This is a genomic window from Pseudomonas sp. JL27(2026) (genome assembly GCF_056933555.1).
In genome coordinates, this window is record NZ_CM167794.1 from 5238757 (window position 1) to 5252524 (window position 13768).

Consider the following 13768-nt stretch of genomic DNA (forward strand, 5'->3'; position numbering starts at 1 on the left):
GCAGGCGATGACACGTCGCGGCGTCTTGTCGGCGACAACAGTCACTCGCCAAAAGGGAACCTATCGGCGAGACAGGGCACGGCAAGCACTGATCAGCGCTTGAACGCCTTCACTTCAGCTTCACGCAGGCGCGGGGCCAGTTTGTCGAGGACACCGTTGACAAACTTGTGGCCGTCGGTGGAACCGAAGACTTTAGCCAGCTCGATGCCTTCGTTGATCACCACGCGGTAAGGCACGTCGACACGCTTGATCAGTTCCCAGGTCGACAGGCGCAGAACGGCCAGTTCAACCGGGTCCAGTTCTTCGATTTCGATGTCCAGGCATGGCTTGAGCGCGGTGTCGATTTCGGTGCGGTGCGCCGGAACCCCGTGCAGGATGTCGTGGAAGTAGGCAGCATCGACATCACTGAAATCGTTATCGACCCGGAACTGCGCTTCGATCTCGTTCAGCGATTGCTTGGCCATGTGCCATTGATACAGCGCCTGGGTCGCGAGCTGACGGGCTTCGCGACGCTTGACGCTTTTCGATGGTTTGCCAGCATCCGCAGGTTTTGGATCGCGCGGGTTGAAACGATCGCTTTCGTCGCTAATCACTTGGCCTCCAACTGCGCCAGCAGGCTGACCATTTCCAGAGCGGACAGGGCAGCTTCAGCACCTTTGTTGCCGGCTTTGGTGCCGGAACGTTCGATGGCTTGCTCGATCGAGTCGACGGTCAGCACGCCAAAGGCAACCGGTACGCCGAACTCCATGGACACCTGGGCCAGGCCCTTGGTGCATTCGCCAGCCACGTATTCGAAGTGCGGAGTACCGCCACGGATGACCGCGCCCAGTGCGATGATTGCCGCGTACTCGCCCTTCTGAGCGACTTTTTGCGCAACCAGCGGGATTTCGAAGGCGCCAGGGGCACGGATGATGGTGATGTCGCTTTCGCTCACGCCATGGCGAACCAGGGCATCAACAGCACCGCTTACCAGGCTTTCAACGACGAAGCTGTTGAAACGGCCAACAACCAAAGCGTAGCGGCCTTTGGGGGCGATGAAGGTACCTTCGATGGTCTTCAGGGTCATTCGACAAATCTCTTAAAGAGCCGGGACGCGTTCAGTACGCGTCCCTCAGTGATATTTGAACCGCGAACAAGGGGCGAAAAGGACCGGCCTTTATTCGGAGGGCACGTATTCTACAACTTCCAGGTCGAAACCGGATATCGCATTAAATTTCATTGGCGCACTCATCAGGCGCATTTTGCGTACACCCAGGTCCCGCAGGATCTGCGAACCGGCACCGACAATGCTGTAGGTGGTCGGTTTTTTCACCGGCGCGTGGTCGGCCGTTTCGCGGATATGCGCCAGCAACACGTCACCATCGAGCGGGTGACCGAGCAACAGCACCACACCGCTGCCCGCCTCGGCGACCGCAGCCATGGCGGCGCGCAGGCTCCAGCGGCCAGGTTGCTTGACCATCAACAGGTCACGCAGCGGGTCCATGTTGTGCACGCGAACCAGGGTCGGCTCTTCGGCGCAAATGGTGCCCAGGGTCAGTGCCATGTGCACGTCGCCTTCTACCGAATCACGATAGGTCACCAGGTTGAAGTGACCCAGTTCGCTGTCCAGTGGCTGCTCGGCAATCCGCTGAACGGTACGTTCGTGGATCATCCGGTAGTGAATCAGGTCGGCGATGGTGCCGATCTTGATGTTGTGTTCAGCGGCAAAGGTTTCCAGCTCGGCGCGACGGGACATGGTGCCGTCGTCGTTCATCACTTCGCAGATCACCCCGCTCGGCTCGAAACCGGCCATGCGCGCCAGGTCGCACGCCGCTTCGGTGTGGCCGGCACGGGCCAGGGTGCCACCGGCCTGGGCCATCAGCGGGAAGATGTGGCCCGGGCTGACAATGTCTTCAGCCTTCGCGTCACGGGCCGCGGCCGCTTGCACGGTGCGCGCACGGTCGGCTGCGGAAATACCGGTGGTCACGCCGGTGGCCGCCTCGATGGACACGGTGAACTTGGTGCCAAAACCGGAACCGTTGCGCGGCGCCATCAACGGCAGCTTGAGCAGTTCGCAGCGCTCGCGGCTCATCGGCATGCAGATCAGGCCACGGGCGTGCTTGGCCATGAAGTTGATGTGTTCAGGCTGGCAGCACTCGGCGGCCATGATCAGGTCGCCTTCGTTCTCGCGGTCTTCGTCATCCATGAGGATGACCATCTTGCCTTGGCGGATGTCTTCAACCAGTTCTTCGATGCTATTGAGCGCCACGCGGCACCCCCTTGAGTCAGGATTTGAGGTAGCCGTTGGCGGCCAGAAAGCTTTCGGTAATGGTGCCCTTGGTGGACTCGGCAGCCTTGTCGCCCAGCAGCAAACGCTCCAGGTAACGGGCCAGCAGGTCCACTTCGAGGTTCACCCGGCGACCTGGCTGATAGGCCGCCATGATGGTTTCGCTGAGGGTGTGGGGGATGATCGTCAGTTCGAACTCGGCGCCATCCACTGCGTTGACCGTCAGGCTCGTGCCGTCGACGGTGATCGAGCCTTTGTGCGCGATGTACTTGGCCAGGTCTTTCGGCGCACGGATGCGAAACTCCACGGCCCGCGCGTTTTCGGTGCGGGCAATCACTTCGCCGACGCCGTCGACGTGGCCGCTGACCAGGTGCCCACCCAGACGCGTGGTCGGGGTCAGGGCTTTTTCCAGATTGACCGGGCTACCGGTTTTCAAGTCGTTCATGGCGGTGCAATCAAGGGTTTCGCGGCTGACGTCAGCCAGAAAACCATTGCCCGGCAGCTCGACCGCTGTCAGGCATACGCCGTTGACCGCGATGCTGTCACCGAGCTTGACGTCGCTCAGGTCGAGCTTGCCGGTCTCTACATAAACCCGCACATCACCGCCCTTTGGGGTCAATGCACGGATGCTGCCGATGGATTCGATGATGCCGGTAAACATGGAGTCCTCCTCGAGAACAGGGCCAGTGCTAACGCAATGGCCGAGAATTATACGCTCGCCGATCAGCCTGTGTGAGAACGTAACGAGCGAAGGCAAGACAAGGCAAAAACAGGCGAGGAAGCGGAGTTTACGGGTTGTAAATGAGCATTCCGAGCCTGTTTTTAACGCAGTATTGCCGAGTGCAGTAGTTCTCACACAGGTTGGGGCATAGGGATGGCGGTGACTCGCCAATCATCGCCAACAGCACGAATTTCAGTGATTTTGAGCTCCGGCGCGTCTTTCATCTGCGCCAGCGGCCAGTCGAGCAGCGGCCGGGCCGTGGAGCCCAAAAACTTGCCGGCGATGAAGATCTGGAATTCGTCCACCAACCCTTGCCGGGCAAACGCCCCGGCCAGGCGCGGGCCAGCTTCCACCAGCACTTCGTTGACACCACGCGTCGCGAGTGCGAGCAGCAGCTTGCGCAAGTCGACCTGACCGTCGTCGCCCGGCACAATCAAACATTCGGGACCGTTGGCGTATTGCTCTTCCACCGCGACGCAGGTGGCGACCAGTGCTGGACCAGCCTTGAAAAACGGCGCGTCGAGCGGCACCCGCAGGCGGCCGTCGATCAGCACGCGAAGCGGTGGACGACTCATGGCGAGCGCAGTTTGCTCGGCATCCAGGCCTAACTCATCGGCGCGCACGGTCAAGCGGGCATCATCGGCCAGCACCGTATCGGCGCCGGTCAGCACCACGCTGGCCTGCGCGCGCAGACGCTGCACCGCCGAGCGAGCAGCAGGGCCGGTGATCCATTGGCTTTCGCCGCTGGCCATGGCGGTACGACCGTCGAGGCTCATGGCCAACTTGACCCGCACGAACGGCAAGCCGTGTTCCATGCGCTTGAGGAACCCTTGATTGAGTTTGCGGGCCTCGCCTTCGAGCACGCCGCTTTCGGTGACGATGCCGGCCTGCTCCAGGCGTTGCAGGCCGCGCCCGGCAACGTCCGGGTTCGGGTCCTGCATCGCCGCCACGACGCGGGCCAGACCGGCATTCACCAACGCATCGGCGCACGGCGGTGTGCGTCCGTGGTGACTGCACGGTTCGAGCGTCACGTACGCGGTGGCGCCGCGAGCGTTTTCGCCAGCGGCGCGCAGGGCGTGGACTTCGGCATGGGGTTCGCCGGTGCGCACGTGCCAGCCTTCACCGACTATCTGCCCATCACGCACGATCACGCAGCCAACCCGTGGGTTGGGGTGAGTCGTGTAGTGACCTTTGCGCGCCAGCTCCAGGGCACGGGCCATGTAGTGGGCGTCGAGGATCGCTTGTTCCGGGGAAATCGTCATGGTTTGGCCGGCTCACGGGCCAGGCGATCGATCTCTTCGCGGAACTCGTTGAGGTCCTGGAAGCGGCGATACACCGAAGCGAATCGTATGTAGGCGACTTCGTCGAGTTTTTGCAGCTCGGCCATCACCAGCTCACCGACCACCAGGGATTTGACCTCGCGCTCGCCGGTCGCCCGCAGTTTGTGCTTGATATGCGCCAGCGATAATTCCAGGCGTTCGACGCTGACCGGGCGCTTTTCCAGCGCGCGCTGCATGCCGGCTCGCAGTTTTTCTTCGTCGAAGGGCTGGCGGCTGCCGTCGGTTTTGATCAGGCGCGGCAACACCAGTTCGGCGGTTTCGAAGGTGGTGAAACGCTCACCGCAGGCCAGGCATTCGCGCCGGCGGCGCACCTGTTCGCCCTCGGCGACCAGACGAGAGTCGATGACCTTGGTGTCGTTGGCACCGCAGAAGGGACAGTGCATGGTGGCAGGCAACAAAAAAAGGGAGGGCCATGGTAGCGCATCCCACTGGCAAGACAAGCCATAGGGTTTACGGTATACAGACTGGCTAGTGTCCTGCCTCACCAAATGTTGCTCTTTTGACACATGGTTGTTGTCGTCAAGCAAGGCGCCGCGACGAGTCGTAGCCCGCCATGGCGAGGAACGGCAACGCCGCATGACGACAACAGACACCGTCAAAAAGGAACATTTGCGAGGCAAAACACCCTGTCTGATCCATGGATTTCACCTTGCTGGAGCCGCAAATGCCGCTAAGACCGCTTGTTTTGCTCAGTCTCGCCAGCCTGCTGATCGCCTGCAGCAGCGATGCGCCCAAACCGGCAGCACCGACCCAGGGCACTGCGCAACAGGCGCAGAAAAAAGCCCAGGCGCCGGCCGAGCTCGGCCCCCTGCCCGCCTACCAGCGAGAATTGAGCGGCAGCTTGCTGGGCGTGCCGGCCGGTGCCGAGGTAGAACTGGCGTTGCTGGTAATCGATGACCGTGACCGGCCCCAGCAATTGCTCGCCAGCACCAACCTGATCGGCACCAGCCAGGCGCTGCCGTTTCGCCTGCGCTTCAACCCCGACGCCTTCCCCGCCGGAGCCCGCGTTGAACTGCGCGGCCGTGCCAGCCAGTCCGGGCAACTGATCCTGCACCTGCCGGCGCAACGCATCAATCAACCGACCACCCAGGCCCTGGGCCAATTGCAGTTCATCAAAGCCCCATGAAGACGCCGCTCGACCTGCAACAGGCGTTAGGTGAACTGCTCGGCGACGCACAACTGGTGGCCTGCGAGTTGCCGGACACCGACCTGAAACTCTGGCTGATCGACGGCGACAACATGGACCGCGCGTTCAGCCCCGAAGAAACCCGACGCATTCTGCATGAACCGCCGTACTGGAGCTTTTGCTGGGCCAGTGGCCTGGCGGTGGCGCGGTATCTGGCCGAACACCCGCAGTGGGTTGCCGGCAAGCGCGTGCTGGATTTCGGTGCCGGTTCCGGCATGGCCGGTATCGCGGCGGTGAAAGCCGGAGCGCTGGAGGTGGTGGCCTGTGACCTGGATCCCTTGGCGATTGCCGCATGCCGGGCCAATGCCGAACTCAATGACGTGCACCTGAGCTACTCGACAGACTTCTTCGCCGAGGCGGATCGCTTTGATCTGATTCTGGTGGCCGACGTGCTGTATGACCGGGCGAACCTGCCATTGCTCGATGAGTTCTTGAGCCGTGGGCGGGAAGCGCTGGTGGCGGACTCGCGGGTTCGGGATTTTCGTCATCCCTCGTATCAACGGCTGGGAATGTTCGAAGCCATGACCTTGCCGGACCTGGCCGAACCGCAAGAGTTTCGGCATGTGAGCCTCTACCATGCCGCCCGCCCCTGATCGTTCCGGCTTTCAGCCGCCCCCCGCCAAGCCTTATAGTTGCCCCATTCACGTTTCTTTCGAGAGAGCCCATGAGTCAAGACACGCCGTACATCTTCGACGCCACGACTGCCGATTTCGACCAGGCGGTGATCGAAAACTCGTTCCACAAACCGGTGCTGGTGGATTTCTGGGCCGAATGGTGTGCGCCGTGCAAGGCGCTGATGCCGATGCTGCAAACCATCGCCGAGAGCTATCAGGGCGAGTTGCTGCTGGCCAAGGTCAATTGTGACGTCGAGCCGGACATCGTTTCGCGCTTCGGCATTCGCAGCCTGCCGACCGTGGTGCTGTTCAAGGATGGCCAGCCGGTAGACGGTTTTGCCGGCGCACAACCCGAGTCTGCCGTGCGCGCCCTGCTTGAACCGCATGTACAAATGCCGCCGCCAGCCGCCGCCGACCCGTTCGAGCAGGCTCAAGCGCTGTTCGACGAAGGCCGTTTCGCCGACGCCGAAGCCACGCTGAAAGTGCTGTTGGGCGAAGACAACACCCACGCCCGTGCGCTGATTCTGTACGCACGCTGCCTGACCGAACGGGGTGAACTGGGCGAAGCGCAAATCGTGCTCGACGCGGTCAAGACCGATGAGCACAAGGCTGCCCTGGCTGGCGCCAAGGCGCAGATCCAGTTCCTGGGGCAGGCCAAGGATTTGCCGGATGCGGCGGATCTGAAAGCCCGCCTGGCGAAAGACCCGCAAGATGACGAAGCGGTCTATCAACTGGCGGTGCAGCAACTGGCCCGCCAGCAATACGAGCCGGCACTGGATTCGCTGCTCAAGCTGTTCATCCGCAACCGCAGCTACAGCGAAGGCCTGCCGCACAAGACCTTGCTGCAAGTATTCGAACTGCTGGGCAACGATCACCCACTGGTGACCGTGTACCGCCGCAAGCTGTTCGCCGCGCTGTACTAAGCGGCCTCGCAGGAGCGCGGCTTGCCGGCGATGGCGCCCTTGATCGCCATCGCCGGCAAGCCGCCCGGAGCAAGCTCAGTGCCTACGCGGGCTCAATCCAGCTGTAGAGCGGCGTATCCCCACCGCTCACTACCTTGACGTCGGCGCTGTGGCGCAAACGTACCAGCAAGCGCTTGCCGGCGACCGCGTTGCCGGTCAACCCTTCCAACTGCTCCAGCAAGTCCGGCCCGGTCAACTGCCCGGCCTTGCGCAGCAAGTCCTTGGCGATCTGCCACAGCGCTTCGTCCTGATTGACCGGTTTGATCACCGGCGCGCTATCGCTCACCGGTTGACTGACCTGCAATTGCGCGCCGAGCCTTGCCCAGTCGCCATCATCGAGTTCCAGCGTCAAATCCACCGGCCAGTCGCCGATGCTTCCACGTATGCGCAACATTAGGGTTTCCTCACATTTCTGACGAACATGCTCCCACGCGCCTTGCGCAACGCCAAGCGGACAGTCAAACTCCTGGCTTAATTGTTATAAGATCACATAACAAATATTTCACCTTCTCTCCTGGAGACTTGCCATGCGCCGTCTGCTTCTCGCTCTGCCGTTCGCCCTGTTGCCACTGGCTGCCGCTCAAGCCGCCGAGGTTCATGATCACGAACATGAGCACGGCAGCCTCGGCGCCCATGAACATGGTGTCGGGCGGTTGAACGCAGCGCTGGACGGCCAGACCCTGGAGCTGGAACTGGAAAGCCCGGCGATGAACCTGGTGGGTTTCGAACACGTCGCCAGCAGCGCAGAAGACAAAGCCAACGTCACCGCCGCCCGCGCGCAGCTGGAAAAACCGCTGGTGCTGTTCAACCTGCCGAAAGCCGCCCAGTGCGTGGTCAGCCAGCAGGAACTGGAAAGCCCGTTGTTCGGTGATAAACCGGACGCCGATGAGCATGACGATGACGACGACCATGCCACCGACGGCAAAGGCCTGGCCGCCAAAGAGCATCATCACGATCACAGCGAGATTCACGCTCGCTATCAGTTCAGTTGTGCAAACCCTGGCGCGTTGAAAACCCTGGACCTGACGCAGGTGTTCAAGACCTTCCCCGCGACTCAGAAAATTCAGGTACAACTCATCAGCCCGGGTGGCCAGCAAGGCGTCGAAGTGACCGCCAAGGCTGCCACCCTCAAATTCTGATACACCCAAAATGAATGTGGGAGCGGGCTTGCTCGCGAAGGCGATTTATCATTCAGCATTGATGTTGACTGACCCACCGCTTTCGCGAGCAAGCCCGCTCCCACAGGGTTCACTTCCAACCTGACCGGTTTCACATGACCCAACCCCTTATCGAACTGTCCGGCCTGAGCTTCAGTTGGCCCGCTCATCCGCCCTTGCTGGACATCCCGGCGTTTCGCCTGGAACCCGGTGAAACCCTGTTTCTCAAGGGCCCGAGCGGCAGCGGCAAGACCACGCTGCTCGGCCTGCTGGGTGGCGTGCAAAAACCTGATCGCGGCAGCATTCGCCTGCTCGGCCAGGAGCTGACCGACCTGTCGGCCGGTGCCCGCGACCGTTTTCGGGTCGACCACACCGGCTACATTTTCCAACAGTTCAACTTGCTGCCGTTTCTCTCGGTGCGTGAAAACGTCGAGCTGCCGTGCCACTTCTCAACACTGCGCGCCAGCCGTGCGGTGCAGCGCCACGGCAGTGTCGATCAAGCGGCCGCGACCTTGCTTGCGCACCTTGGGCTCAAGGATCAAAACATCCTGAGCCGCCGCGCCGATTCGCTGTCCATCGGCCAGCAGCAACGGGTCGCCGCCGCCCGGGCGCTGATCGGGCAACCGGAACTGGTGATCGCCGACGAACCGACCTCGGCCCTCGATTACGACGCCCGCGAGGCGTTTATCCGCCTGCTGTTCGCCGAATGCCGCGAGGCCGGTTCCAGCCTGCTGTTCGTCAGCCACGACCAGAGCCTGGCACCGCTGTTCGATCGTCACCTGTCGCTGAGCGAACTCAATCGCGCCGCCACGCCGTTAGAGGTTTGAGATGTATTTGTTTCGTCTAGCCATGGCCAGCCTGGCAAACCGCCGCTTCACCGCGCTCCTGACCGCGTTCGCCATCGCCCTGTCGGTTTGCCTGTTGCTGGCCGTGGAACGGGTGCGCACCGAAGCCAAGACCAGCTTCGCCAGCACCATCAGCGGCACCGACCTGATTGTCGGCGCACGCTCGGGCTCGGTGAACCTGCTGTTGTACTCGGTGTTTCGCATCGGCAATGCCACCAACAACATCCGTTGGGACAGCTTCGAGCATTTCGCCAACAACCCGAAAGTGAAATGGGCGATCCCGATTTCCCTCGGTGATTCCCATCGCGGCTACCGCGTGATGGGCACCACCGACGCCTACTTCGAGCATTACCAGTACGGCCGTCAGCAGAGCCTGCAATTGGCCCGTGGCCGGGCGTTCGCCACCGACCCGTTCGAAGTGGTGCTCGGCGCCGAAGTGGCCGATGCGCTGCATTACAAGCTCGGCGACAAACTGGTGCTGGCCCACGGCGTGGCCGTGATCAGCCTGGTCAAACATGACGACAAACCGTTCACCGTGGTCGGTATCCTCAAACGCACCGGTACGCCGGTCGACCGCACGTTGCACATCAGCCTCGGTGGCATGGAGGCGATCCACATCGACTGGCACAACGGCGTGCCTGCCCAGGGCAATGGCCGGATCAGCGCCGATCAGGCGCGCAACATGGACCTCACCCCGCAAGCCATCACCGCGTTCATGCTCGGCCTCAACAGCAAAATCGCGACGTTCTCGGTGCAGCGCGAGATCAATGAATTCCGTGGCGAGCCGATGCTGGCGATCCTGCCGGGCGTGGCCTTGCAAGAGTTGTGGAGCCTGATGGGCACCGCCGAAAAAGCCTTGTTCGTGGTGTCGTTGTTTGTGGTGCTGACCGGGTTGATCGGCATGCTCACCGCGATTCTCACCAGCCTCAACGAGCGCCGCCGCGAGATGGCGATCCTGCGCTCGGTGGGGGCCCGGCCCTGGCACATCGCAACCTTGCTGGTGCTGGAGGCGTTTGCCCTGGCGTTGTCCGGGGTGATCGCCGGGGTGGCGCTGCTCTATGCCTGCATCGCGGCGGCCCAGGGGTATGTGCAGTCGACGTATGGGCTGTTCCTGCCACTGAGTTGGCCGAGCGAATATGAATGGACGCTGCTGGGTGGCATTCTGGCGGCCGCCCTGTTGATGGGCAGCGTGCCCGCCTGGCGCGCTTATCGCCAATCGCTGGCCGATGGCCTGTCGATCCGTTTATGAGGACGTTGAACATGCCCCGCGCTCTGCTTGCGCTGTTGATGCTGGTCGCGCTGCCGCTCTGGGCGGCGCAGCCCAAGGACCTGGCGTGGTCCGAGATGATCCCGCCAGATGCCCCGGCGGAAGTGCCGAACATGAAACCGCTGCACGACCTGTCGCAAATGAGCGATGCGCTCGCCGCCGAATCAGCGCCGGCCGCCAGGCAGGACATGCCCAACGCACCGGTGGTGAAAAGCCTCGACGGTCAGGTCATTCGCCTGCCGGGGTACATCGTGCCGCTGGAAGTCAACGAAGAGGGCCGCACGACGGACTTTCTGCTGGTGCCGTATTTCGGCGCGTGCATCCACGTGCCACCGCCACCGTCGAACCAGATCGTTCACGTCAAGAGCGCGGTCGGGGTCAAACTCGATGAGCTGTATCAGCCGTATTGGGTCGAAGGCGCGATGCAGGTGAAAGCCTCCACCAGTGAGTTGGCGGACGCGGGTTACCAGATGGATGCGGACAAGATTTACGTGTACGAATTGCCGGAGTAAAGACCAAAAACGCAATGGATAAAGCGGTTTTTATTCCCTCTTGCGATTTCATTGAGCTGAGTCAAAGCCCCTGACCGGGTGCTCCATACAATTGGACACAGAATATTTGAATCTGTCCTTTGGAGCCCCCATGCACAAGTCATTGCTCAGCGCTTCCCTCTTTGCCCTCGCGCTCGCAGCCCCGCTCGCCCACGCCCACCAGGCTGGCGACATCATCGTCCGGGCCGGCGCAATCACCGTCAACCCGAAAGCCGACAGCTCCAGCGTCAAGGTCGACCGCGGCCCACTGGCCGGCGCCAACCTGGGTGGCAAGGCCACCATGTCCAGCGACACGCAACTGGGCCTGAACTTCGCCTACATGATCACCAACAACCTGGGGATCGAGTTGCTCGCGGCCACGCCGTTCGAGCACGACGTGAAGATCAAGGGCACCTCTCTGGATGCGGCCAACGGCAAACTCGGCACACTCAAGCACCTGCCACCGACCCTCAGCCTGGTTTACTACCCGCTCGACGCCAAGTCCGCGTTCCAGCCGTACGTCGGCGGCGGCATCAACTACACCTGGATCTACGACGAACACGTCGGCAGCCAGGCCAGCAACAACGGTTTCAGCAACTTCCGCGCAAAAAACTCGTGGGGCATGGCCTGGCAGATCGGTGCTGACTACATGCTGACCGACAACGTCATGATCAACGCCCAGGCGCGTTACATGGACATCGACACCCGCGCCTACGTCGACAACAACGCCCTGGCCCAAGGCACTCGCGCCAAGGTCAACGTCGACGTGGACCCATGGGTCTACATGGTCGGCCTGGGCTACAAGTTCTAAACCGTACACGCACAAAAAAGGCGCCCTTGGGCTAATGCCTGTCAGTTAAGTGAAATATCTGTGGGAGCGGGCTTGCTCGCGAAAGCGGTGGGTCAGTCAACATCATAGTTGAGTGACTGATCGCCTTCGCGAGCAAGCCCGCCCCCACATTAGATCTTCGCGGTTTCAGATCTGGTTTTTCTTTCACTGACTGGCATTAGCCCTTGGGCGCCTTTCTTGTTGATCGCTCGGGGGCTATTTCTAGCGCCCCAACAACCGCGCCAGCCCCACGCTCATTGGCGTGCGTTCCGGCAGCGTGAAACGCTGTTTCAGGCGCTGGTTGTTCGCCCGCGAATGGCGGATATCGCCCGAGCGCGCCGGGCCATAGCTGATCGGTGGCAACTGCCCCACCACTTCACTCAGGGCCGCAAGCATTTGCTTGAGGGTCGTCGCCTGATTCCAGCCGACGTTGACCGCACCGACTTCCACCTGCGGCGCTTCAATGGCTTGCACCAGCAGGTCTACCAGGTCTTCGACATACAGAAAATCGCGGGTCTGCTCGCCGTCGCCGAACACGGTGATCGGCAGGCCTTTTTGCGCGCGCTCGCTGAAAATGCTGATGACCCCGGAGTACGGCGAGGACGGGTCCTGGCGTGGGCCGAAAATGTTGAAGAAGCGGAAAATTGCCGGCTCCAGGCCATGCTGGCGACGGTAAAAGTCGAAATAGTATTCGCTGGCCAGTTTGTCCGAAGCGTAAGGCGTCAGAGGGGCCTTGGCGGTGTCTTCATCGATCGACTCGCCTTCACCGTTGTTGCCGTAGACCGCTGCGCTTGAGGCAAACAACACACGCTTGACCCCGGCCTCGCGCATGGCTTCGCACACGTTCAGGGTGCCGATGAAATTGCTCTGGTGCGTGCGCACCGGGTCGTCCACCGAGGCTTGCACCGAGGCCACGGCGGCCAGATGCGCCACCGCGCTGCAACCGATCATCGACCGCGCCACCAAAGCGCTGTCGGCGACATCGCCTTCAATGAGTTCGACCTTGGGATTGTCCAGCGGCAGGTTACTGCGCTTGCCCGTGGACAGGTCGTCGAGAATACGTACCGAATGGCCCTTGGCGAGCAAAGCATCCGTGAGGTGCGAACCGATAAAACCGGCACCACCGGTGATCAAAACAGGGCCGTCAGCCATGGCGATAAAACCTATCCAGTAAACCCGGGAGTGCCGCGCGCCAGGCGCGGGGCTTGATCCCGAAAGTGTGCAGAATTTTCTTGCAGGCCAGCACCGCGTGTTGCGGCTCCTCGGCGGCGTCCGGTCGCGCGGCGTGAGCCTGGGCGGTCGGGGCTTCGATGGCTAGCGCATGCAGGTTGCGTGCTTCAGTGAGTATTGCCTGGCCCAGCGCCAACGGTGTGGTCGCTTCGTGCCCGGCGTAATGATAAGTGCCCCACAACGGCGCCGCGCAATCGAGTTGCTTGAGCACCGAAATGATCACCCGCGCCGCATCGTCCACCGGCGTCGGGTTGCCGCGCCGGTCGTCGGCCATCAGCAATTCTTCCGGTTGTTCGGCGCGGGCGAGAAAGCGCCCCAAGGTGCCGTCGACACTGTCATCGAGCAGCCAGCCAAATCGCAGCATCACATGCTGCGGGCAGGTGGCGCGCACGCTTTGCTCGATACGCCACAACGCCTGACCGCGCAGGCCCAGCGGTACCGGTTCGTCTTTTTCGCTGTAGGCGGTTGCCCGTGAACCATCGAACACCCGATAGCTGGAAGGCTGCACCAGCACGATGTTGTGGTGCTGGCACAGTTCGGCCAGGCGTTCGACGGCGCGTTCCTGGCCAGCCAGGCGCGTCTCGCTGACCGTCTCCGCCTGGAACCAGTCGAAGTAATAGGCGAGGTTGATCACCGCATCCGGGCGGGTGTCGTCGAGCAGTTGCGTCAGGCTCGCGGCATCCCAGCCGTCCTGAGGCGGACGGGGGGCGAGGAAACCGATGTCTTCCTCTGCACCGAGGCGAATCAGCGCCTGCCCAAGGGCATTTCCGCCGCCCAGTAACATAAGGCGCATTCGCATAGAGTCAGCAGGCCCAGTCTGA

17 protein-coding genes are annotated in these 13768 nt (G+C 62.0%); 8 read left to right on the top strand and 9 right to left on the bottom strand.

What is annotated here, in order from left to right; genetic code table 11:
• Window positions 1-92: 92 nt before the first annotated feature.
• From nusB to nrdR, 6 genes are all read right to left on the bottom strand, one after another.
• A complete protein-coding gene (nusB, locus tag AC1Z1G_RS23880) occupies window positions 93-593 on the bottom strand; it encodes a transcription antitermination factor NusB (protein WP_347902252.1) in 501 nt (166 codons plus the stop codon).
• Window positions 590-1066, bottom strand: coding sequence for a 6,7-dimethyl-8-ribityllumazine synthase (gene ribH / locus AC1Z1G_RS23885; protein ID WP_003185938.1), 477 nt, complete (start codon window positions 1064-1066; stop codon window positions 590-592). Before ribH ends, nusB begins: the two co-directional genes overlap by 4 nt.
• A 90-nt stretch (window positions 1067-1156) precedes the next feature.
• Entirely contained in the window at window positions 1157-2248 is a 1092-nt protein-coding gene (ribBA, locus tag AC1Z1G_RS23890; protein WP_483622774.1) for a bifunctional 3,4-dihydroxy-2-butanone-4-phosphate synthase/GTP cyclohydrolase II, read from the bottom strand.
• A gap of 16 nt (window positions 2249-2264) precedes the next feature.
• Window positions 2265-2927 carry a riboflavin synthase gene (locus AC1Z1G_RS23895; RefSeq protein WP_483622776.1) on the bottom strand — a complete coding sequence of 221 codons (663 nt, stop codon included), beginning with the start codon at window positions 2925-2927 and terminating at the stop codon, window positions 2265-2267.
• A 191-nt stretch (window positions 2928-3118) separates the two neighbouring features.
• Window positions 3119-4249 carry a bifunctional diaminohydroxyphosphoribosylaminopyrimidine deaminase/5-amino-6-(5-phosphoribosylamino)uracil reductase RibD gene (gene ribD, locus AC1Z1G_RS23900; RefSeq protein ID WP_483622778.1) on the bottom strand — a complete coding sequence of 377 codons (1131 nt, stop codon included), beginning with the start codon at window positions 4247-4249 and terminating at the stop codon, window positions 3119-3121.
• The gene (gene nrdR, locus AC1Z1G_RS23905; RefSeq protein ID WP_483622780.1) at window positions 4246-4710 is read right to left on the bottom strand and encodes a transcriptional regulator NrdR; all 465 of its coding nucleotides are present in this window, start codon (window positions 4708-4710) and stop codon (window positions 4246-4248) included. The genes ribD and nrdR overlap by 4 nt, the downstream gene beginning before the upstream one ends.
• Before the next feature lie 281 nt (window positions 4711-4991).
• On the opposite strand from nrdR, the gene AC1Z1G_RS23910 reads away from it, so the two are divergent.
• The 3 genes from AC1Z1G_RS23910 to trxA all read left to right on the top strand — a co-directional run bounded on the left by AC1Z1G_RS23910 (window position 4992) and on the right by trxA (window position 7050).
• Window positions 4992-5453, top strand: coding sequence for a YbaY family lipoprotein (locus AC1Z1G_RS23910; protein WP_483622782.1), 462 nt, complete (start codon window positions 4992-4994; stop codon window positions 5451-5453).
• Window positions 5450-6106: a class I SAM-dependent methyltransferase gene (locus AC1Z1G_RS23915; RefSeq protein WP_483622784.1), complete on the top strand. Its 657-nt coding sequence runs from the start codon at window positions 5450-5452 to the stop codon at window positions 6104-6106. The genes AC1Z1G_RS23910 and AC1Z1G_RS23915 overlap by 4 nt, the downstream gene beginning before the upstream one ends.
• A gap of 71 nt (window positions 6107-6177) precedes the next feature.
• Complete coding sequence (trxA, locus tag AC1Z1G_RS23920; RefSeq protein WP_483622786.1) at window positions 6178-7050, top strand: thioredoxin; 873 nt, start codon at window positions 6178-6180, stop codon at window positions 7048-7050.
• 82 nt (window positions 7051-7132) lie between these two features.
• Here the strand turns inward: trxA and AC1Z1G_RS23925 are convergent, their stop codons facing one another.
• Entirely contained in the window at window positions 7133-7483 is a 351-nt protein-coding gene (locus AC1Z1G_RS23925) for a hypothetical protein (protein WP_483622788.1), read from the bottom strand.
• Window positions 7484-7616: 133 nt separating this feature from the next.
• Between AC1Z1G_RS23925 and AC1Z1G_RS23930 the strand changes: the two genes are divergently transcribed.
• The 5 genes from AC1Z1G_RS23930 to AC1Z1G_RS23950 all read left to right on the top strand — a co-directional run bounded on the left by AC1Z1G_RS23930 (window position 7617) and on the right by AC1Z1G_RS23950 (window position 11699).
• The gene (locus tag AC1Z1G_RS23930; protein ID WP_483622790.1) at window positions 7617-8228 is read left to right on the top strand and encodes a DUF2796 domain-containing protein; all 612 of its coding nucleotides are present in this window, start codon (window positions 7617-7619) and stop codon (window positions 8226-8228) included.
• 134 nt (window positions 8229-8362) lie between these two features.
• Window positions 8363-9073, top strand: a complete 711-nt coding sequence (locus AC1Z1G_RS23935; protein ID WP_483622792.1) for an ABC transporter ATP-binding protein — start codon at window positions 8363-8365, stop codon at window positions 9071-9073.
• A gap of 1 nt (window position 9074) precedes the next feature.
• A complete protein-coding gene (locus tag AC1Z1G_RS23940) occupies window positions 9075-10340 on the top strand; it encodes an ABC transporter permease (RefSeq protein ID WP_483622794.1) in 1266 nt (421 codons plus the stop codon).
• Window positions 10341-10351: 11 nt separating this feature from the next.
• Window positions 10352-10870 carry a DUF3299 domain-containing protein gene (locus AC1Z1G_RS23945; protein ID WP_483622796.1) on the top strand — a complete coding sequence of 173 codons (519 nt, stop codon included), beginning with the start codon at window positions 10352-10354 and terminating at the stop codon, window positions 10868-10870.
• Between the two features lie 130 nt (window positions 10871-11000).
• Entirely contained in the window at window positions 11001-11699 is a 699-nt protein-coding gene (locus AC1Z1G_RS23950; RefSeq protein ID WP_483622798.1) for an OmpW/AlkL family protein, read from the top strand.
• A 240-nt stretch (window positions 11700-11939) separates the two neighbouring features.
• On the opposite strand, the gene AC1Z1G_RS23955 is transcribed toward AC1Z1G_RS23950, so the two are convergent.
• Together AC1Z1G_RS23955 and AC1Z1G_RS23960 are read right to left on the bottom strand one after the other, a co-directional pair.
• Window positions 11940-12869 (bottom strand): NAD-dependent epimerase/dehydratase family protein, encoded by a 930-nt coding sequence (locus AC1Z1G_RS23955; RefSeq protein ID WP_483622800.1) that lies wholly within the window; start codon window positions 12867-12869, stop codon window positions 11940-11942.
• Window positions 12862-13746 (bottom strand): sugar nucleotide-binding protein, encoded by an 885-nt coding sequence (locus tag AC1Z1G_RS23960; RefSeq protein WP_347902269.1) that lies wholly within the window; start codon window positions 13744-13746, stop codon window positions 12862-12864. The genes AC1Z1G_RS23955 and AC1Z1G_RS23960 overlap by 8 nt, the downstream gene beginning before the upstream one ends.
• Between the last annotated feature and the right edge of the window lie 22 nt (window positions 13747-13768).

Bases quoted from the DNA above. Each gene is read 5' to 3' on its own strand.
- AC1Z1G_RS23945 (WP_483622796.1), top strand. From the start codon at position 10,352: ATGCCCCGCGCTCTGCTTGCGCTGTTGATGCTGGTCGCGCTGCCGCTC.
- AC1Z1G_RS23950 (WP_483622798.1), top strand. From the start codon at position 11,001: ATGCACAAGTCATTGCTCAGCGCTTCCCTCTTTGCCCTCGCGCTCGCA.
- AC1Z1G_RS23895 (WP_483622776.1), bottom strand. From the start codon at position 2,927: ATGTTTACCGGCATCATCGAATCCATCGGCAGCATCCGTGCATTGACC.
- AC1Z1G_RS23930 (WP_483622790.1), top strand. From the start codon at position 7,617: ATGCGCCGTCTGCTTCTCGCTCTGCCGTTCGCCCTGTTGCCACTGGCT.
- AC1Z1G_RS23955 (WP_483622800.1), bottom strand. From the start codon at position 12,869: ATGGCTGACGGCCCTGTTTTGATCACCGGTGGTGCCGGTTTTATCGGT.
- AC1Z1G_RS23910 (WP_483622782.1), top strand. From the start codon at position 4,992: ATGCCGCTAAGACCGCTTGTTTTGCTCAGTCTCGCCAGCCTGCTGATC.
- AC1Z1G_RS23960 (WP_347902269.1), bottom strand. From the start codon at position 13,746: ATGCGAATGCGCCTTATGTTACTGGGCGGCGGAAATGCCCTTGGGCAG.
- trxA (WP_483622786.1), top strand. From the start codon at position 6,178: ATGAGTCAAGACACGCCGTACATCTTCGACGCCACGACTGCCGATTTC.
- ribD (WP_483622778.1), bottom strand. From the start codon at position 4,249: ATGACGATTTCCCCGGAACAAGCGATCCTCGACGCCCACTACATGGCC.
- ribH (WP_003185938.1), bottom strand. From the start codon at position 1,066: ATGACCCTGAAGACCATCGAAGGTACCTTCATCGCCCCCAAAGGCCGC.
- AC1Z1G_RS23935 (WP_483622792.1), top strand. From the start codon at position 8,363: ATGACCCAACCCCTTATCGAACTGTCCGGCCTGAGCTTCAGTTGGCCC.
- AC1Z1G_RS23940 (WP_483622794.1), top strand. From the start codon at position 9,075: ATGTATTTGTTTCGTCTAGCCATGGCCAGCCTGGCAAACCGCCGCTTC.
- AC1Z1G_RS23915 (WP_483622784.1), top strand. From the start codon at position 5,450: ATGAAGACGCCGCTCGACCTGCAACAGGCGTTAGGTGAACTGCTCGGC.
- nrdR (WP_483622780.1), bottom strand. From the start codon at position 4,710: ATGCACTGTCCCTTCTGCGGTGCCAACGACACCAAGGTCATCGACTCT.
- AC1Z1G_RS23925 (WP_483622788.1), bottom strand. From the start codon at position 7,483: ATGTTGCGCATACGTGGAAGCATCGGCGACTGGCCGGTGGATTTGACG.